This window comes from Micromonospora sp. RTGN7, from assembly GCF_033804645.1.
GTDB lineage: Bacteria > Actinomycetota > Actinomycetes > Mycobacteriales > Micromonosporaceae > Micromonospora.
This window is the reverse complement of sequence record NZ_JAPZLF010000013.1, coordinates 82,550-100,666: the sequence shown is the minus strand read 5'-3', so window position 1 is coordinate 100,666 and position 18,117 is coordinate 82,550. Positions and strand designations below refer to the sequence as shown.

Here is an 18,117-nt window from a genome sequence, read left to right as displayed (position 1 = left end):
GCGGTCAGTCGACGGTGGGGAGCTTCGGGCCGAGGATGTCGTCGGCGTCCACGATCGTGTACGCGTACCCCTGCTCGGCGAGGAACCGCTGCCGGTGCGCCGCGTACTCGGTGTCGATGGTGTCCCGGGAGACGACCGTGTAGAAGTGCGCCTGCCGGCCGTCGGCCTTCGGCCGCAGCACCCGACCCAGCCGCTGCGCCTCCTCCTGGCGCGACCCGAACGTCCCCGACACCTGGATCGCCACCGCCGCCTCGGGCAGGTCGATGGAGAAGTTGCCGACCTTCGAGATGACCAAAGTGCGCACTTCGCCGCAGCGGAACGCGTCGAAGAGCCGTTCCCGCTCCTTGTTGGTGGTCGACCCCTGGATGATCGGCGCGTCCAGGTACTCGCCCAACTGGTGCAGCTGGTCGATGTAGGCGCCGATCACCAGCACCTGGTCGTCCGGGTGCCGGTCGACCAGCGCCTTGACCACCGGCAGCTTGGTGCGCGCGGTGGCCGCCATCCGGTAGCGCTCCTCGGCCTCCGCCGTCGCGTACGTCATCCGCTCGGCGTCGGTGAGGGTGACCCGTACCTCGGTGCACTCGGCCGGGGCGATCCAGCCCTGCGACTCGATGTCCTTCCACGGCGCGTCGTACCGCTTGGGGCCGATCAGGCTGAACACGTCGCCCTCCCGGCCGTCCTCGCGGACCAGGGTGGCGGTCAGGCCGAGCCGGCGGCGGGCCTGGAGGTCCGCGGTGAACCGGAAGATCGGCGCGGGGAGCAGGTGCACCTCGTCGTAGACGACCAGGCCCCAGTCGCGGGCGGAGAAGAGGTCCAGGTGGGTGAACGCGCCGCCGCGCCGCGAGGTGAGCACCTGGTACGTGGCGATGGTGACCGGGCGGATCTCCTTGCGCTCGCCCGAGTACTCGCCGATCTCCTCCTCGGTCAGCGAGGTGCGGGCGATCAGCTCCCGCTTCCACTGCCGCCCGGCGACGGTGTTGGTGACCAGGATCAGCGTGGTCGCCTTCGCCTCGGCCATCGCCGCCGCGCCGACGAGGGTCTTGCCCGCCCCGCAGGGGAGCACCACGACACCCGACCCGCCGGCCCAGAAGGCCTCCACGGCCTCCCGCTGGTACGACCGCAGCGTCCACGGCTTCCCGCCGTCCGCGCCGTCCTCGGCCAGCTCGATGGGGTGCGCCTCGCCGTCGACGTACCCGGCCAGGTCCTCTGCCGGCCAGCCGAGCTTCAGCAGCGCCTGCTTGAGCCGCCCCCGCGCGGACGGGTGCACCGCGATCGTGTCGTCGTCGAGCTTCGCGCCGAGCATCCCGGCGAGCTTCTTGCTCTTGGCGACCTCGATCAGCACCATCCGGTCCAACCCTCGCAGCACCAGGCCGTGTGCGGGGTCGTTGGCGAGCTGGAGCCGGCCGTACCGGTCCATCGTGTCGGCGACGTCGACCAGCAACGCGTGCGGCACCGGGTAGCGGGAGTACTTGAGCAGGGTGTCCACCACGCCCTCGGCATCGTGACCGGCGGCGCGGGCGTTCCACAGCCCGAGCGGGGTGAGCCGGTACGTGTGCACGTGCTCGGGGGAGCGCTCCAGCTCGGCGAAGGGCGCGATCACCATCCGGCAGGCCTGGGCATCGGGGTGGTCGATCTCCAGCAGCAGCGTCTTGTCCGACTGCACGATCAGTGGTCCACCGCTCACGCCAGCGCCCTCTCCTCGGCCGTTGTCGGCCGCCTCCCGGGGCGTCTGACCCGTGCCGGCCGACCATCAAGTGTTGCATGGAAGCGGATGAGGGCAGAAAATCGGACACCGGGTGCAACCAATTCCGTACGCCCCACGTCTAGCAGAGGGACGACCACCCGGGGGAGGTATTCATGAGACAGCTGAGGTTCACCGCCCGGGTCGTCGCCCTGGCCGTGGTCACGCTGGTCGGCGTCGGTGCGTGCACGCCCGATCGGCAGGCCGGCCCGGGTGGCCGTGGAGGAGGGCATGCCCAGGCCGGCTCGGTCGAGCAGGAAACGGGGGCGGGCGGTTCGTCCGACTCCGACCAGCGGACCCGGCCGAAACCGACGCCGACGCCCACCCGGACGAAGGCGAAACCGAAACCGAAGCCGACCCGGACGCCGGCCCCCGAGCGCAGCACGTCGAGCCCGGCGCGGCCCGTCGGCTGCCCCCAGGGCGAGCACCAGCGTGCGGTGGAGACGTATCTTGCCCGGCTGGGCGGGTTCGGGCGGGTGACGGTGGACGGCCGTCAGTCCGCCGCCGACTGCGCCGCCATCAAGAAGTTCCAGCAGCGGTACGACATCCGCCCGGTCGCCGGCCGCGCCGGCCCCACCACGTTCGACGTGGCGAAGCGGCTGGCCACCACCGACGTGCGCCGGTGCAAGGCCGGGTCCGGCACCACCTTCTGCATCGATCTCACCCGGCAGACCACCTGGGCGATGCGCGGGGGCAAGGTCGTCTGGGGCCCGACGGTGACCCGGACCGGTATGTCGGGCTACGCCACCCCCGCCGGCACGTTCAAGATTAATTACCGGAACCTGAAGGAGTGGTCCGACCCGTACGAGGTGTGGTTGCCGTACTGGCAGCATTTCACCCAGGGGATGGGCTACCACCAGACCACCACCTACCTGCACGAGAAGTCGATCGGCTCGCACGGCTGCGTCAACCTGCTCCCCTCCGACGCCCGCCGCGCCTGGGAGCTGGGCAAGGTCGGCAGCCGGGTGGTCCTCTTCGGCCGCCGGCCCGGCACCTGAGCGCCCCGGCACCTGAACGGCCCCGGCACCTGAGCGCCCCGGCATCGAGGAGGTGGTCTTGAGCGTCGACCACGAGGTGACCGCCGACGACGACCCGGTGCCGGTCGACGCGGTCTCCGCCGTGGTCCTGCTCGGATACGCGACCGCCACCGTCGTCATCGTCGCCTGGTTCCTCTACGGCTGGTTGGTCCAGCAGCAGGGCTTCGTCGCCTCGGTCGGTGAGGCCGCCGGGGCAGGTTCGGCCCTGCTGCTGGCCGTCTCCGTCATCGGCACCATCCGCCGCAGCCGCCGCTGACCGGGGACGGTACGGCAGTACGGCAGTACGGCAGTACGGCGGTGCGACAGTAGGGCAGCGCGACAGCGCGGCGGGGTCAGGTCTCCCGGACCGCCGCGGTGATCCGGTGCAGCGCGAAGGTGTGCAGCATCTCCGTCCGCTCGTCCTCGGCGCGCAGGTAGCCCGCCCCGATCGACACCGGCCGCAGCAGCCGGGACGTGGTCGCCCCGTGCGTGTCGACGTAACCCACCCAGACCAGCGCCTTGTCCCGCACCGCCTGCTGGAGCACGGCGAGCGCGTCGCTGTGGCTGTGCGCCGGTGCCGGGCCGGTGAGCGTCGCGTTTCCGCGCACCTCCGCCGGGGCCCGTCGGGCGGCCCGCGCCGCCGCCTCGCCCCGGCGTACCTGCTCCACCACCCCGAGCAGCCGCGGCATGGTCAGCTTCGGCGACGCCAGCGGGTCGAGCATCCGGGCGGCCGGGGCCCGCCCCGGGGCCCGCCGCGTCTTCGGCCGGGCCAGCACCGCCGTGCCCGAGGCGTCCTCCGGCACCGGGGCGTACCCGGCGTCGCGCAGCGCCATCAGCATCCGGTTCACCTGGTACGGGGTGGCCAGCACCGTGGGGGCCAGCCGGCGGAACGCCAGCGGCTCCAGCCGCCGGTCGACAAGCACCTCGGCGAGCAGCGCCTCGTCGTCGCTGCGCACGTACCCGCCGGCGGAGCCGACCCGCAACCCGCCGTGCTTGCGCGCCACGTCGTCCACCAGGTACGTCAGCCCCTGCGGGACCGGGGTGCGGGATCGGCGCAGGAACAGGGCGTGTAGGTCGTCGGCCGAGTACCCGGCGTCCAGGGCCCGGCGCAGGCTCGCCGTGGTGACCCGGTGCACGCTCGCCCCGCCCGCCGACTCGTGCTCGGCCACCACCTCCAGTTCCCCGGCGAGCGCCGGGTCGGGCGGACCGGGCACCACCACGGTCAGGTCCGCCTGCACGAGGAAGTGGTCGACCGGGGCGGGGAGCAGGGCGTCCAGCGCCCGCACGGCGGTGGATCCGTTGCCGTCCTCGGCGTCCGCGCGCAGTCCGAGCGGGTCACCCACGCCCCGCTCGTCGGCGTCGGCCGCGTCGGCCAGCAGCAGCCGTCCGTACGAGGTGAGCGCACCGAGCCCGGTCACCCCGAGCCGTGCCGCTTCCGTCAGCGCCTCGCGGTATGCGGTCTCCCGGCCCCGGCTGCGTCGGGGTGCCCGCCATTCGAGCAGCCCCAGCACCTCCTCAGGCGTCGGGGCGGTGGCCGGCTCAAGGTCGGCCAGCACCGTCAGCACCGCCCGGCGGGCGGCCGGCGTGCTGGCCCGTTCCGCCTCGACCGAGAGCGCGGTGATCGGCCGGTCCCGGTCGTCCCGCTGGCCGATCAGGCCGGCCTGGCGGGTCATCGCCAGCCAGGCCCGGGCCAACTGCTCCCAGCGCCGGGCCAGCGACATGGCCCGCCACACCTCATACCCGCCGGTGGGCAGGACCTGCTGGTCCGCGCCGTACCGGGTGGTGGCGGAACCGGTCAGCTCCAGCTCACTGGCCAGCCCCGCCGCGTACGCCACCTCCAGCAGCAGGGCGGTGTTCGGATCGTCCAGGCCGAGGGTCTTGCCCAGTCGGCGCAGGTCACGCACCCCGATCCCGCCCGAGCGCAGCACCGGCGCCGGCTCGGTGGAGAGCAGCTCCAGCAGCGCCTCGGTGTGTCGTACCACCTCCATGGTCTGCCCCGCCCCGGCCGAGTCGGCGGCCTTCGCCTCGCGCGGCACAGCGGTCACCGGCGGCGGGCTGGTGCGCAGCGGGCCGAGCGGGCCGCTGTCGCGGCGCAGCAGCAGACTGACCTCGCGGGGCAGCTCCACGGTCCCGGCGGAGACCAGCACGAGCAGCCGGTTGTCGACCAGCCAGCGCACCGGCGAGCCGGTCGGGGCGCCACCGTTGGTCGGGTCCGGCGGGACGCTGTCCTCCGCGCCCGACGGCGGGGCCTGGAGCGCCCCCGGGGGCACGCTGCCCACCGGCGGGCCGGCGGCCAGCCGGTCCAGGATCGCCCGGGCCGACGGGGGCGCGGCCAGCAGCGTGCGGCGCAGCTTCGCCGGGTCCGCGCAGAGGTCGGCCGTGCGCTGGTCCAGCTCGGTCGCCGGTCGGCCCAGCCCCGCGGGGTAGGGCGCGACCTCGTCGACGCCGCCCACCACGCGCAGCTGGGACTCGGGACCGTACAGCAGGAAGAGCGCCCGCAGCCGGTCGACGGCGCCGCGGACCGTCGTCGGGGCCGGCGGGCGGGGGCCGGCGGTGGCCATGGCGAGGACCGCCTCCGTGGAGGTGGTGCCGTCGTCCGGATTCCGGGTCAGCCGGGCGGCGTCGAGGATCTGGAGGGTGAACTGGTCCAGCCCGTCCAGCGCCCGGGCCACCGAGACCCGGGACTGGGCCCGGGTCGCGAGCGCGGACACGTCGGCCGGCACGGGTACGACGAGGTCGGGCCGCAGCTGGAACAGGGCGGCCAGGGCCTCGTCGGGCAGGGTCCGCAGGTGGTCGGCGAGTGAGGTGGTCATCGTCGTTCCACGCTAGCCCGCTTCGGGCCCGTCGCGCCCCCCGGACGTCCGGCTCGGCCGGTGATGGGCGGGTACGTTCTCGGGCATGCCCCCACTGACGGTCGGTTTCGATCTCGACATGACCCTGGTCGACTCGCGCCCTGGCATCGCCGCGGCGTTCCGGGCGCTGACGGCGATCACCGGCGTGCCCGTGGACGCCGACGCGGTGGTGTCCCGGCTGGGCCCGCCGCTGCGCTCGGAGATCGCCCGTTGGTTCCCGCCCGAGCAGGTCGAGTCGGCCGTCGAGGCGTACCGCGAGTTGTACCCGGCGTACGCGATCACTCCGACGCTGCCGATGCCCGGAGCGGTCGCGGCCCTCGCGGCCGTGCGCGCCCACGGCGGCCGGGTCCTGGTGGTGACCGCGAAGCTGGGCCGGTTGGCCCGGCTGCACCTGGACCACCTCGGGTTGGCCGTCGACGAGCTGGCCGGCGACCTCTTCGCCGAGGGGAAGGCCACGGCGCTGCGCGAACACGGCGCGACCCTGTATGTCGGCGATCACACCGCCGACATGGTGGCCGCCGGGGCGGCCGGGATCCCGGGGATCGCGGTGACCACCGGCCCCTGCTCGGCCGCGGAGCTACGCTCCGCCGGCGCCCACGTCGTGCTGGACGATCTCACCGGATTCCCGGCGGCGCTCGGCCAGGTGATCCGGCTAGCCTTGGAGCAGTAGACGTCACGAGCGAAGCAGGGGTTCTCAGGTGCCGACGGGTCGAGTGAAGTGGTATGACACGGCCAAGGGATACGGCTTCGTCACCAGCGACGAGGGTGGCGACGTGTTCTTGCCCAAGGGCGCGCTGCCGGAGGGCATCACCGATCTCAAGGGTGGTCAGCGGGTCGACTTCAGCGTGGTGGACAGCCGCCGGGGCGCCCAGGCGATGGGGGTCAAGCTGCTCGACGCCCCACCGTCCATCGCGGAGTTGCGCCGCCGGCCGGCGGAGGAACTGCACGGCCTCATCGAGGACATGATCAAGGTGCTGGAGGCGAAGATCCAGCCGGACCTGCGGCGGAACCGCTTCCCCGACCGGAAGACGGCGCAGAAGGTCGCTCAGCTCGTCCACGCGGTGGCGAGCGAGCTGGAGGTCTGAGGACCGAAGTTCCGAGGTACGAGCCCGGCGTCGGCGGCCCGGCCCAGCAACGCCTCCACGGCGGCGAACCCCGCGTCCCCCAGGTCTGCGGTGAACTCGTTGACGTAGAGGCCGATGTGCCGGTCCACCACGTCGGGCTCCATCTCCTGGGCGTGTGCGAGCACGTACTCCCGGCTGGCCGTCGGGTCGGCCCACGCCTGCCGGACGGACTCGCGGATCCACCCGGCCGCCTCGACCGGGTCGACCGCCCCCCGGCGGGCCAGGATCGCGCCCAGCGGGATCGGCAGCCCGGTGTCGCCCTCCCACCACTCGCCCAGGTCGACCAGCGCGGTCAGCCCGTGCCGCGGGTACGTGAACCGTGCCTCGTGGATCACCAGCCCCGCGTCGTACCGTCCGGCCGCCACCGCGGGCATGATCTCGTGGAACGGGACCACCTCGACCCTCGCCGGCGGCCGCTCCGCCGACCAGAGCCGGAACAGCAGGTACGCGGTGGTCCGGTCGCCGGGCACCGCCACCGTCGCCCCGGCCAGGTCGGTGCGCCCCACGCTGTCGGCCCCGTCATCCCTGTCGGCCCCGTCGCCCCGGGTCAGGACCAGCGGGCCGCAGCCCCGGCCGAGGGCGCCCCCGCAGGGCAGCAAATAGTAGTCGTCGAGCAGCCACGGCAGCGCCGCGTAGCTCACCTTCACCAGGTCGAACGCGCCGCGTTCGGCGGCGGTGTTGGTCACGTCCACGTCGGCGTACGTCACCTCGACCGGCGGCGCGCCGGGCACCCGGCCGTGCACGAGGGCGTCGAAGACGAACGTGTCATTGGGACAGGGCGAGATCGCCAGAGTGAGCGCCACGCCCCCACCGTATCCCCGCCCTAGCCACCGCTCTCTGCCCCGCCCCGCCTGCGGTGAGCGCTCCGTCCCCGGCAGCCCGCCCCGCCTTCCGTGCCTGCCCAGCCCCGTCCAGCCCTGCCCCGCCCCGCTCCTGCCCTGCCCCGCGCTGCGGGGCGGCGGTACCCGGCGCACCTGATCGATACCGGGAAGCGGGAGATCGTGCTGGACGGGGTCCTGATCGTCGGGGCGTGCCGCCAGTTGGGCATCGGGCGGCGGCTGGTGGAGGCGTTGACCGCGGAGATGGACCGGGCGGGGATCCGAGTGGCACCTGCCGCCGCCGACTTCGGCGGCGTCAACCTGCTGCTGGCGTGCCGGTACCGGATTGAGGCCAGTCGGCCCTACACGCTGCGCCTCGACCGTGCGGGGTCGCAGCGGCCGTACTGACGCGGCTGCCCGCTCAGGCTGGGGGCCGCTCATACCGGGGGCCGCTCAGGCCAGGGCTGAGGCCGCCGATGTGAGGGCTGCGAACGCCTCGCGCATCCTCCAGGCATCGCGGTCGCGGGGGCCGATCGGATTGGAGACGGTACGCAGCTCGGCGAAGGGCAGGCCGGCGTGGGCGGCGGCGACCGCCACCCCGTACCCCTCCATGGCCTCGGCCACCGCGTCCGGATGCCGGTCGGCCAGGGCGGCGGTGCTGGCGGCGGTGCCGGTCACCGTGCTCACGGTGAGCACCGCGCCGACGGTCGCCTCCGGCAGGGCGGCGCGTAGTGCGGCGAGCAGTTCCGGGTCGGCGGGTACGGCCGTGCCGCCGCCGAGCAACTCGGGCGGCATGCCCAGCTCGTCGACCGGGATGAAGCCCGCCGGTGACTCGGCGCCGAGGTCCGCCGCGACGCTGCGGGTGGCGAGCACCGTGCCGCCGACCACCACCCGGCCGACGAAGCCGCCGGCGATACCCGCGCTGATCACCGCCCGGTACGGCCGGCCGGCGGCCTCGGCGAGCGCGAGCAGCCGGGCCGTGGCGGCCCCGGCGACGGCCGGCCCCACCCCGACCGGCACGACGGTGACCTCCGGAGGGGTCGTTGTGGCCGGCGAACCAGGGCGGCCCGAGGTGGTGCGCGGGAGGCCGGCGCGCACCGCCTCGGCCTCGGCCGGGACTGCGGTGACCACGAGCAGCCCGGTCACGACGCGGGGCCCCTGGACTCCCGGCGGGTTTCGTCCTCCGCCCCGCCCACCCCGCCGGAGCCCGTGACGGCGGGGGAGGGCCGGTAGACGTGGTAACCGGGTGGGGCCAGGGACGCGTCGTCGGCCGGGCCGTCGGGGCCCCGTGGCGGGACGGACGAGGCCCGTGCGGGTGAGTGCGGTGCCGGTGAGTGCGGGGCCGGCGAAGTCGGGCCGGGTGAGTACGGTGCCGGAGAGGTCGGCGCGACGTTCGCCGCTGTGTCAGCGGGGCCAGGCGGCTCCGCGGCGGTCGCCTCCTCGGCCAGCTCGTCGTCGCCGAGCGGCCGGCCGGCCAGCCGCTCGTTGCGCAGCTTCCCGGCGACGAAGACGCCGCGGGCGGCAGCGAGGACCCCGACCCCAGCGGCGACGGCGATGCCCAGCCGGCCTTCGAACGGGACCAGGCCGAGGGCGCCACCGGCGACGAAGGCGAGCATCAGCGCCGTCTCGGAGTGGGCGAAGGAGCTGGCCCGCAGCCGCTCCGGGATGCGCTCCTGGATGGAGGCGTCGACGGCGAGCTTCGCCACCCCGCTGGCCAGCGCGGTGACCAGGCAGAGCAGGGACACCATCGGCAGCGAGAACTGGATCGTGGCAAGAACGGCGGTACCGGCCACGATGATCATGCTGCTGGACTGGATCGCGGTGGGTCGGTGGATGCGCAGCCGGGTGCCGACGGCGGTGGCCAGGAAGCTGCCCACCACCAGCGCCCCGCCGACCAGGCCGAGCGCCACCTCGGCGCTCAGGTTCCGGCCGAAGAAGTCGGTGGTCAGGTCGCCACTCCTGAGCGCGAACGCGAGGAAGAGCAGCAGGAAGCCGTAGACCGCGCGGAGCAGGGCCGCACCGACCAGGGTGGCGATGACGAGGCGGCCGGCGGGACGGCCGCGCCCCAGCGGGCGCTCGCCCGAGGCCCGTCGGCCGAGCGCCCGCAGCGCGCGGGGGACCCGCTCGGGCGGGTCCGAGTCCGCCCGTGGCGGCAGCCGCAGCGCGATCACCATGCCGACCAGGAAGATCACCGAGGCGACCCGAAGCGGCCATTGCGGGCCGAACCAGAATGCGGCCAGGCCGAGCGGGGCGACCAGCCCGCCCGCGACGGTGCCGTAGACGCTGGCCCGCGCGCCCACCTGGGACAGTCCCAGCCCTTCCGGCAGCAGCCGGGGCACCGCCGCCGAGCGGGCCACCCCGTACGCCCGGGAGAGCGCGAGCACCCCGAAGGCCGCCGGGTAGAGGCCGAAGCCGCCGATGTGGTCGGAGATCATCCAGGCGAGGAAGGCCCGGCCGAGCATGGTCGTGGCGAGCGCGTACCGCCGGCCGTGCCGGAAGTGGTCCAGCAGCGGCCCGACCACCGGTGCGAGCATGGCGAAGGGCACCATCGTGACCAGCAGGTAGAGCGCCACCTTGCTGCGCGCCTCGCCGTCTGGCACCTCGAAGAAGATCGTGCCGGCGAGCCCGATCGCGATCAGGGTGTCTCCCGCGCAGGAGACCGCGTGCAGATCGAACAGGCGGACCATGCCGACTTCGCCGCCCGCGCCCCTGGCCCGGGCCGATCCGGCCCGGCGGGTCATCCAGCGCCCGCCGCGCGCGGAACCGCGAAAGAGCAGGCGGACGGCGCGGATGACGGTGCCGACGGTCCGCCCGAGTAGGGACCGCTCGGGGCGGGAGGACAACGGCATGTAGACCATCCTCGCCCATCCACACCACCCCCGCGCCACCCCCGCCGGAGAACACGCTTCGGGGAGTGCCTGTCGGCCTTCACCAAGCATGGGGAACAATGGTCGGGTGACCAGGCTCGCCTCCGCTCGTGCCGCCCGCCTCGACCAGGTCTGCGCCTCCGCCGTCGAGGTGGCTCGTGATGCCATCACCGAGGTGGAGCCGTCCGACATCGGCGACCATCTCCAAGCCGTCGCCGAGTCTGACCGGGTCGTCACCCACTACTTCGAGTGTCAGCTCTCCGGTTACCTGGGCTGGCGGTGGGCGGTCACGGTGGCCCGGGTGCCACGCAGCCGCAAGGTCACCGTCTGCGAGACGGTGCTGCTGCCCGGGCCCGACGCGATGCTCGCCCCGGGCTGGCTGCCCTGGCAGGAGCGGCTCAAGCCGGGCGACCTCGGCCCGGGCGACCTGCTCCCCACCCCGACGGACGACGAGCGCCTCGTGCCCGGTTACGTCCTCTCCGACGATCCTGCCGTCGAGGAGACCTCCTGGGAGCTCGGTTTCGGCCGGCCCCGGGTGCTGTCCCGGGAGGGGCGTGCCGAGGCTGCCCAGCGCTGGTACGACGGCGACCACGGCCCCTCGGCGCCGATCTCCACCGCTGCCCCGTCGGCGGCCCGCTGCGGCACTTGCGGCTTCTACCTGCCGTTGGCCGGGGCGCTGCGGCAGTCCTTCGGCGCCTGCGGCAACTTCTACGCCCCCGATGACGGCCAGGTGGTCAGCGCCGACCACGGCTGCGGCGCGCACTCGGAGACGCTGGTCGAGACGGCCGACAGTCCGATCGTCGAGCTGCCTACGGTGTACGACGACAGCGCCGTCGAGGCGATGTCGGTGAGCTGGGCCCCGGACTCGATCGAGGCGACGGAGCCGGACGAGCCGTACGCCCACTCCTGACGGACCGGCGTCCCGGTCAGCGGTCGGTGCTGGCTGCGGGGTGACCCGGCGGCGTGGCGGCGCGGCGGCGACGCCGGTGCGCGTCGTGACGCATCATCGCCGCGAGACCGGGAAACCCCCAGAGGAAGCCGGCCAGGCAGGTCCAGAGCCAGTCCCGGTGCCCGTGTTCGGTGAGCCAGTCCCGGAAGAAGATCAGCAGCACCAGGCCGACCACCGCCCAGACCACCAGCCCGACGACCGCGAACGGCACCATCGGGGGGTCGAGCGGTTCGGGCCGGGGCGGTTGCTCCTGTGGCACGGGGCAAGCGTACGCGATCAACTTTGGCAGCTGGCTGTTGATCTGCGACGATGCGCGCGACTGACGGTAGATCACTTGCGAGGACCAGGACCAGATGACCATTTCGCCGCCGAAAAACAGCCTTCCCCCCGACCCCGCCCAACCCCGCAACGGTTTCGACCGTTTTTTCGAGATCACCGCCCGCGGCTCGACCCCGGGACGGGAGATCAGGGGTGGTCTGGCGACCTTCTTCACGATGGCGTACATCGTGGTGCTCAACCCGCTGATCCTCGGTGGCGCCGTCGACGGTGACGACAAGAAGCTGGCCATCCCCGCCCTGGCCGCTGCGACCGCGCTGGTCGCCGGCCTGATGACGATCCTGATGGGGATCGTCGGCCGCTTCCCGATGGCGCTGGCCGCCGGTCTGGGCGTGAACGCGGTGGTGGCCTACGAGGTCGCCCCGCAGATGACCTGGGCCGACGCGATGGGCCTCGTGGTGATCGAGGGGGTGATCGTCGCGATCCTGGTGCTGACCGGCCTGCGTACCGCGGTGTTCCGCTCGGTGCCCACCCAGCTCAAGACCGCGATCGGCGTCGGCATCGGGCTCTTCCTCACCATCATCGGCCTGGTGGACGCCGGTTTCGTCCGCCGGATCCCCGACATCGCGAACACCACAGTCCCGGTCGAGCTGGGCATCGGCGGCCGGATCGTCGGTTGGCCGTTGCTGGTCTTCGTGGTGGGCCTGCTGGTCACCGTGGTGCTGGTGGTCCGCCGGGTGCGGGGCGCGATCCTGATCGGCATCTTCGCCTCGACCGTGCTGGCGATCATCGTGGAGGCGGTGGCCGACGTCGGCCCGTCGTTCGTCAACGGTCAGCCGAACCCGCGGGGCTGGGCGTTGAACGTGCCGGAGCTGCCGAAGAAGATCGTGGACGTTCCCGACCTGTCGCTGCTGGGCCAGTTCGATCTGCTCGGCTCCTGGACCCGGGTCGGCTGGCTGGTTCCGCTGATGTTCGTCTTCACCCTGCTGGTCACGGACTTCTTCGACACCATGGGCACGATGGTCGCGATCGGCCAGGAGGGGGACATGCTCGACGAGCAGGGCACCCCGCCGCGGGCCAAGGAGATCCTGCTGGTTGACTCGATCGCGGCGGCGGCGGGTGGTGCGGCGAGCGTCTCCAGCAACACGTCGTTCGTCGAGAGCGCCGCCGGTGTCGCGGAGGGCGCCCGGACCGGCGTGGCGAACCTGGTTACCGGCACCCTGTTCCTGCTGGCGATGTTCCTCGCGCCGTTGTCGCTGGTGGTGCCGTTCGAGGCGGCGTCGACGGCGCTGGTGGTGGTCGGCTTCCTGATGATGACCGCGGTGCGGACGATCGACTGGACCGACTACGAGATCGCCATCCCGGCGTTCCTCACCATCACCCTGATGCCGTTCACGTACTCGATCTCCAACGGCATCGGCGCGGGCGTCATCAGCTTCGTGGTGGTGAAGCTGGCCAAGGGCAAGGCCCGGGAGATCCACCCCCTGCTGTACGGGGTGGCCGCGCTGTTCGTTCTGTATTTCCTGCGCGGGCCGATCGAGTCCGTCGTTCTCTGACTTAGCGTGCGCGACGGGTCGGGGTGCTGATTCGGGTACCCCGACCCTGGCGGCACAAACTCCCTGGTGAGCATCGTCATATTGGATGTTCTTAGCCAGGCTCATTAGCTAGGCTAACTATCGTGACGGAGCGGACGGTGACGGCGAAACGCGTGCCACCGGCGCAGCTGGCCCCCCAGTTGCGTGATGCGATCACCCGGCTCAACCGGCGGGTCCGACAGGCCCGGCCGGTGGGCGACCTGACGGTCACCCAGCTCTCCGCGCTCACCAGCCTTCGGCTGGCGGGCGCGCTGACGCCAAGGGAACTGGCCGATGTCGAACGGGTGCAGCCGCCGACGATGACCAAGATCGTCGCGAAGCTGGAGGAGCGCGGCCTCGTGCGGCGCATCCCCCACCCGACCGACGGTCGGCAGGTCATCCTCTCGGCGACCGAGGGGGGACAGGCCGTGCTCGACCAGTTCGAGCGGGCCCGCGACGAGTGGCTGGCCCGCCGGCTGGCCGAGCTGCCCGAGTCCGATCGGGAGACGCTTCGGCAGGCCGCCGAGATCCTTCAGCAGCTCGCCCGAGCCTGACCGCGCCCGCAGCGCCGGGTCCGCGCCGTCCGCCGTCGATGAGGCGTACGACCGCGAGGAGGCGCACCCAGGGTGCAGGCAAAGCTGAGCACGATGTTCCAGTCACTACAGGTCCGTAACTACCGGCTCTTCGCGTCCGGGCAGCTGATCAAACTGGTCGGCGTCTGGATGATGTTCATCGCCCAGGATTGGCTCGTCCTTCAGCTCTCGGACGACTCCGCCACCGCGCTCGGCGTGGTCACCGCGCTCCAGTTCACCCCGGTGCTGCTGCTCACCCTGATCTCGGGGCGACTCGCCGACCGGTACGACAAGCGCATGCTGCTCTTCGTGGCGAACGCGTTCTGGACGGTGTTGGCGTTCGCGATGAGCCTGCTGGTGTTCAGCGGCCTGGCGCAGCTCTGGCACGTTTTCGTCTTCGCCGCGCTGCTGGGCGTCGCCAACGCGGTGGAGACCCCGGTTCGGCAGGCGTTCGTCTCCGAACTGGTCGGCACCTCCCTGCTGCCCAACGCGCTCTCGCTCAACGCGGCCGTGTTCAACTCCGCCCGGATCGTCGGCCCCGCCGTGGCCGGCCTGGCCATCGCCGCCGTTGACGTCGGCCCGGTGTTCCTGTTCACGGCGGTCAGCTCGTTGGCTCCGCTGGCCAACGTGGTCCGGATGCGCACCGCCGAGCTGTACCGCAAGGATCTCCTGCCGGTCGGCGAGCGGGACTCCGCCAGGGTGATCGACGGGCTGCGGTACGTCGCCCGGCGCCCGGACCTGCTGCTGCCGATGGCGGTGATGTCGGTGATCGGGATGAGCCTGTTCAACTTCCAGCTCACCCTCGCGGCGCTGGCCAAGACCGTCTTCCACACCGGGGCCGCCTCGTTCGGCCTGTTCAGCAGCGCCCTGGCCGTGGGCGCGCTGGCCGGGGCGCTGGCCGGCACCGGGCGGCGCAGCCGCCCGTCGGTCTGGGTGGTGCTCGGCGCGGCGATCGGCTGTGCCGTCTTCGGCACCCTGGTCGGGCTCGCCCCGGCGTACTGGATGGTGGTGGCGCTGCTGCTGCCCGCCGGCTTCTTCATGGTGTTCTTCGCCCAGTCCGCCAACCAGCGGGTGCAGCTCGGCACCGACGCCGCGTTCCGGGGCCGGGTCATGTCGCTGTGGGTGCTGGTCTTCCTCGGCACCAACCCGGTCGGCGCCCCGCTGATCGGCTGGGTCGCCGAGACCTTCGGTGCCGGGGCGAGCATCTGGATCGGCGGGCTCATCTCGCTGGCCACTGCGCTGATCGCACTCGCCTGGCAGCTGCGCCGCTCGGGTGCCCGGCTGCGCCTGCGGATGCTCCCGATGCCCCGCTTCTACGTCGTCTCGCCGGAGTGAAGGAAGGGCACCCTGTTAACGCCTGAGGTATAGCAGGGGCCTCTCTTGACAAGCGGCCAAAGATTGAAGCTCACGGATGTAGGCAAACGGGTGGCGGCAAGGCACGCGACGGCTTAGCGTCGATATGTGGAGGTTGGCCGTGCGATGCTCCTTGCCCTGTCGTTCATCGCTGTCGCGAGTCTGCCGGTCGCCTTCGCGTTGCTCTTCTGCGCTGACGAGATCATCGACCGGGTCGCCTGCGGATACGCCGAGTGGCGCGAACGCCGCCGGGAGCGCCGCACCATCGCCGGGCTGGACCAGGCCGTCGGGGCCGACGCGCTGACCCGGGGCATCGACCTCACCGAGTTCGACCGAGTCGGCCGCCGGTCTCTCCAGGAGATCGCGGCCGACCTGCACCTCTTCGCCGGGCACCGGATCAGCCCCGGCGGCCGGGCGATGATCTGGCACGCCGGCATCCTCGACGCGTACGACGAGCACCTGCGGGCGGCCTGCCGGTGCCTCGGGCTCACCGAGCACCTGGGCGAGCTGGCGGGCGTCGACCGGCAGATCGAGCGGGTTCGGGTCGAGGGAACGCTGCACGCCGCCGGCCTGACCCTGCCGGCCGCCCGCGCCCCGCACCGCCAGCGGCACCGCTGAGCGGCGACACCTTCCTGGCGCAACTCTTCGTCGCCGCCTGTCCGTCGCCGGCGGGACGCCGACGCCGCAGGACCACCGACGCTGGAGCACTCGGCGACCCGGCCGCACCGAGGCGGTCAGTGGCCGGTCACCAGGCCCATGCCTCCGGGCCCGGGCCGCCCTTACCCACCGGCGGGAAGAGCTCGTCGAGCCGGGCCAGCGCCGCCTCGTCGAGCCGGACGTCCAGCGCGCCCAGCGACCGGTCGAGCTGGTCGAGGGTGCGCGGGCCGATGATCGGGGCGGTCACCCCGGGCCGGGAGAGCAGCCAGCCGAGCGCCACGTCCGCCGGGTCGTGGCCGAGGTCGGCGCAGAACTTCTCGTACGCCTCGATCGTCGGCCGGTGCTCCGCCAGGCCCTCGGCGGAGCGGCCGGTGGTGCCCCGGGCGGCTCCGTTCTCGGCCATCTTGCGCAGCACCCCGGAGAGCAGCCCGCCGTGCAGCGGCGACCACGGGATGATGCCGAGGCCGTAGTGCTGGGCGGCCGGGACGACCTCCAACTCGACGTGCCGGGTCAGCAGGTTGTAGATCGACTGCTCGGAGACGAGGCCGAGGAAGTGGCGCCGCTCGGCCGCCGCCTGCGCCTGGCCGATGTGCCAACCGGCGAAGTTGGACGATCCGACGTAGACGACCTTGCCCTGGGCGACCAGGGTCTCCATCGCCTGCCAGATCTCCTCCCACGGGGTGGCCCGGGAGACGTGGTGCATCTGGTACAGGTCGATGACGTCGGTCTGGAGCCGGCGTAGCGAGTCCTCGCAGGCCCGGACGATGTGCCGGGCGCTCAGGCCCTGCTCGTTGGGCCACTCGCCCATCTTGCCGTAGACCTTGGTGGCCAGGACGATCTTCTCCCGCCGGCCGCCGCCCTGGGCGAGCCAGCGGCCGATGATCTGCTCGGTGATCCCCTCGCCGGTCTGCCAGCCGTACACATTGGCGGTGTCGAAGAAGTTGATGCCGTGTTCCAGTGCCCGGTCCATGACGGCGTAGCTGTCCGGCTCGCTGGTCTGTGGCCCGAAGTTCATCGTGCCGAGGCAGAGTCGGCTCACCGACAGGCCGGTGCGTCCCAGATTCGTGTATTCCATGGATCTACCCTGCCACGGGCGGGCTTCGCATGCCTTGCCGTTGCGCCGGGACGGGTGGGCACGCCGCCCCGGCGAAACGGGTGGATCAGGAGGACTCGCGGGCCGCCGGGCCGGTGCCGAAGAGGACGTCGTCCCAACTCGGCAGGCGCTTACGCGGCTTACCGGAGGAGTCCGTCGACTCGTTCCCGCCGGCCGCCGCCGCGGCGGTCCCGGTGCGGCGAGGCCGGAGCACCGCCAGCGAGGGCACGGCCGGGACCTCCTTCGGCGCGTCCGAGTCGTCGTCGAACGCCGAACCCTGGCCGCCGCCGAGCAGGGCCGCCGCTCCGCCGCCGACCGGCCGTTGCCGGGGCGCGTCGGAGCCGGCCAGCGCAGCCGGCGTACGCGGTTCCAGGCCGCGCCCGGACGTCGAGCCGAGCGGCCGGTCCAGCGAGGCGAGCAGGGCGTCGCGACCTGCGCGGATCGGGTCCCGCCCCGGGCGGCCGTGTTCGCCGGCCGCGGCGGGCAGCCCGTGGCCGCCCCGGCCCGGCTCGGCGCGCGACGGGCCGGGCCACAGGTGCCCGCCCCGCTCCGGCGCCGGCTCCTGCCCGAGGATCGGGGTGGGGCGCTCGGCGCAGAGGTACTGCGCCATGTCGTCGTGCGGGGTGACGTGCTGCCGGGTCTTGTCGAGGTCCCACACCGCCTGCGCGGTGGCCTTGCCCGACGGCCAGGTGGCGACGATCCGCCAGGTGCCGTCGTCGCGGCGGTAGGCGTCCCAGGAAATCTTCTCGGTGTCGATGCTGTGCTGGGCCAGCCGCCCGTTGACGATCTCGGCCAGCGGGGTCGGCTTCTCGGCGCCCTTGAGCCGGCTGCGCCGGGCGTGCTGGGCGAGCATCGCCCGCTCCTGGAGCACCGGGCCGGCGTAGCGCAGCACCCGGTCGACGGGGACGCCCGCGATGCGGGCCACGTCCTCCGCGGACTCGCCGGAGCGGATCTTGGCCTGGATGTCCCGTGGGGACAGTGACGGCACCGCGTCGGCGGTGTTGGACACCACGGCGAGCGGGGGCGCACCCGGCTCGGCGTGCATGGCGCCGGCGATCCGCTCGTCGATGGGCAGGGCGAGTAGCCGCCCGACCTCGTCGGCGAGCACCAGGGCCTGGCCGTCCTCCGAGAGGGCGACGAAGCGTACTGGGCGCATTAGCGTTGCCTCCGTCCCGCTTCGCTGGCCGCACGCCACGAGTCGGCCACCCGGGCGTCTTTCACCAGG

Annotated in this window: 18 protein-coding genes; 10 read left to right on the top strand and 8 right to left on the bottom strand. The window is 73.0% G+C overall.

Features of this window, described 5'->3' with window-relative positions; genetic code table 11:
* Positions 1–4: 4 nt before the first annotated feature.
* Positions 5–1,684 (bottom strand): DNA repair helicase XPB, encoded by a 1,680-nt coding sequence (locus SNR22_RS20130; protein WP_320068167.1) that lies wholly within the window; start codon positions 1,682–1,684, stop codon positions 5–7.
* Positions 1,685–1,857: 173 nt separating this feature from the next.
* On the opposite strand from SNR22_RS20130, the gene SNR22_RS20125 reads away from it, so the two are divergent.
* The gene (locus SNR22_RS20125; protein WP_320068166.1) at positions 1,858–2,739 is read left to right on the top strand and encodes a L,D-transpeptidase family protein; all 882 of its coding nucleotides are present in this window, start codon (positions 1,858–1,860) and stop codon (positions 2,737–2,739) included.
* A 58-nt stretch (positions 2,740–2,797) separates the two neighbouring features.
* Positions 2,798–3,034, top strand: coding sequence for a hypothetical protein (locus SNR22_RS20120; protein ID WP_320068165.1), 237 nt, complete (start codon positions 2,798–2,800; stop codon positions 3,032–3,034).
* A gap of 76 nt (positions 3,035–3,110) precedes the next feature.
* Here the strand turns inward: SNR22_RS20120 and SNR22_RS20115 are convergent, their stop codons facing one another.
* Positions 3,111–5,570 (bottom strand): helicase-associated domain-containing protein, encoded by a 2,460-nt coding sequence (locus SNR22_RS20115; protein ID WP_320068164.1) that lies wholly within the window; start codon positions 5,568–5,570, stop codon positions 3,111–3,113.
* An 85-nt stretch (positions 5,571–5,655) separates the two neighbouring features.
* Between SNR22_RS20115 and SNR22_RS20110 the strand changes: the two genes are divergently transcribed.
* A complete protein-coding gene (locus SNR22_RS20110) occupies positions 5,656–6,279 on the top strand; it encodes an HAD family hydrolase (RefSeq protein WP_320068163.1) in 624 nt (207 codons plus the stop codon).
* A 28-nt stretch (positions 6,280–6,307) separates the two neighbouring features.
* Complete coding sequence (locus SNR22_RS20105) at positions 6,308–6,694, top strand: cold shock domain-containing protein (protein WP_320068162.1); 387 nt, start codon at positions 6,308–6,310, stop codon at positions 6,692–6,694.
* Here SNR22_RS20105 and SNR22_RS20100 read toward each other — a convergent pair.
* Complete coding sequence (locus SNR22_RS20100) at positions 6,655–7,536, bottom strand: 1,4-dihydroxy-6-naphthoate synthase (protein WP_320068161.1); 882 nt, start codon at positions 7,534–7,536, stop codon at positions 6,655–6,657. The two genes, SNR22_RS20105 and SNR22_RS20100, sit on opposite strands and share 40 nt — an antisense overlap.
* A gap of 90 nt (positions 7,537–7,626) precedes the next feature.
* Between SNR22_RS20100 and SNR22_RS20095 the strand changes: the two genes are divergently transcribed.
* The gene (locus SNR22_RS20095; RefSeq protein WP_320068160.1) at positions 7,627–7,959 is read left to right on the top strand and encodes a hypothetical protein; all 333 of its coding nucleotides are present in this window, start codon (positions 7,627–7,629) and stop codon (positions 7,957–7,959) included.
* Positions 7,960–8,004: 45 nt separating this feature from the next.
* On the opposite strand, the gene SNR22_RS20090 is transcribed toward SNR22_RS20095, so the two are convergent.
* Together SNR22_RS20090 and SNR22_RS20085 are read right to left on the bottom strand one after the other, a co-directional pair.
* The gene (locus tag SNR22_RS20090) at positions 8,005–8,697 is read right to left on the bottom strand and encodes a futalosine hydrolase (RefSeq protein WP_320068159.1); all 693 of its coding nucleotides are present in this window, start codon (positions 8,695–8,697) and stop codon (positions 8,005–8,007) included.
* A complete protein-coding gene (locus tag SNR22_RS20085) occupies positions 8,694–10,400 on the bottom strand; it encodes an MFS transporter (RefSeq protein WP_320068158.1) in 1,707 nt (568 codons plus the stop codon). Before SNR22_RS20085 ends, SNR22_RS20090 begins: the two co-directional genes overlap by 4 nt.
* Before the next feature lie 88 nt (positions 10,401–10,488).
* On the opposite strand from SNR22_RS20085, the gene SNR22_RS20080 reads away from it, so the two are divergent.
* Positions 10,489–11,328, top strand: a complete 840-nt coding sequence (locus SNR22_RS20080; protein WP_320068157.1) for a DUF3027 domain-containing protein — start codon at positions 10,489–10,491, stop codon at positions 11,326–11,328.
* Between the two features lie 16 nt (positions 11,329–11,344).
* On the opposite strand, the gene SNR22_RS20075 is transcribed toward SNR22_RS20080, so the two are convergent.
* A complete protein-coding gene (locus tag SNR22_RS20075; protein ID WP_320068156.1) occupies positions 11,345–11,626 on the bottom strand; it encodes a DUF2530 domain-containing protein in 282 nt (93 codons plus the stop codon).
* 94 nt (positions 11,627–11,720) lie between these two features.
* Here SNR22_RS20075 and SNR22_RS20070 point away from each other — a divergent pair, with 94 nt between their 5' ends.
* From SNR22_RS20070 to SNR22_RS20055, 4 genes are all read left to right on the top strand, one after another.
* Positions 11,721–13,199, top strand: coding sequence for an NCS2 family permease (locus SNR22_RS20070; RefSeq protein WP_320068155.1), 1,479 nt, complete (start codon positions 11,721–11,723; stop codon positions 13,197–13,199).
* A gap of 122 nt (positions 13,200–13,321) precedes the next feature.
* Positions 13,322–13,771 (top strand): MarR family transcriptional regulator, encoded by a 450-nt coding sequence (locus SNR22_RS20065; protein ID WP_320068154.1) that lies wholly within the window; start codon positions 13,322–13,324, stop codon positions 13,769–13,771.
* 72 nt (positions 13,772–13,843) lie between these two features.
* Complete coding sequence (locus SNR22_RS20060; protein ID WP_320068153.1) at positions 13,844–15,124, top strand: MFS transporter; 1,281 nt, start codon at positions 13,844–13,846, stop codon at positions 15,122–15,124.
* 126 nt (positions 15,125–15,250) lie between these two features.
* Positions 15,251–15,760, top strand: a complete 510-nt coding sequence (locus SNR22_RS20055) for a hypothetical protein (protein ID WP_320068152.1) — start codon at positions 15,251–15,253, stop codon at positions 15,758–15,760.
* A gap of 127 nt (positions 15,761–15,887) precedes the next feature.
* Here the strand turns inward: SNR22_RS20055 and SNR22_RS20050 are convergent, their stop codons facing one another.
* Both SNR22_RS20050 and sepH read right to left on the bottom strand, forming a co-directional pair.
* Positions 15,888–16,874, bottom strand: a complete 987-nt coding sequence (locus SNR22_RS20050; RefSeq protein ID WP_320068151.1) for an aldo/keto reductase — start codon at positions 16,872–16,874, stop codon at positions 15,888–15,890.
* Positions 16,875–16,959: 85 nt separating this feature from the next.
* The gene (gene sepH, locus SNR22_RS20045) at positions 16,960–18,048 is read right to left on the bottom strand and encodes a septation protein SepH (protein ID WP_320068150.1); all 1,089 of its coding nucleotides are present in this window, start codon (positions 18,046–18,048) and stop codon (positions 16,960–16,962) included.
* Between the last annotated feature and the right edge of the window lie 69 nt (positions 18,049–18,117).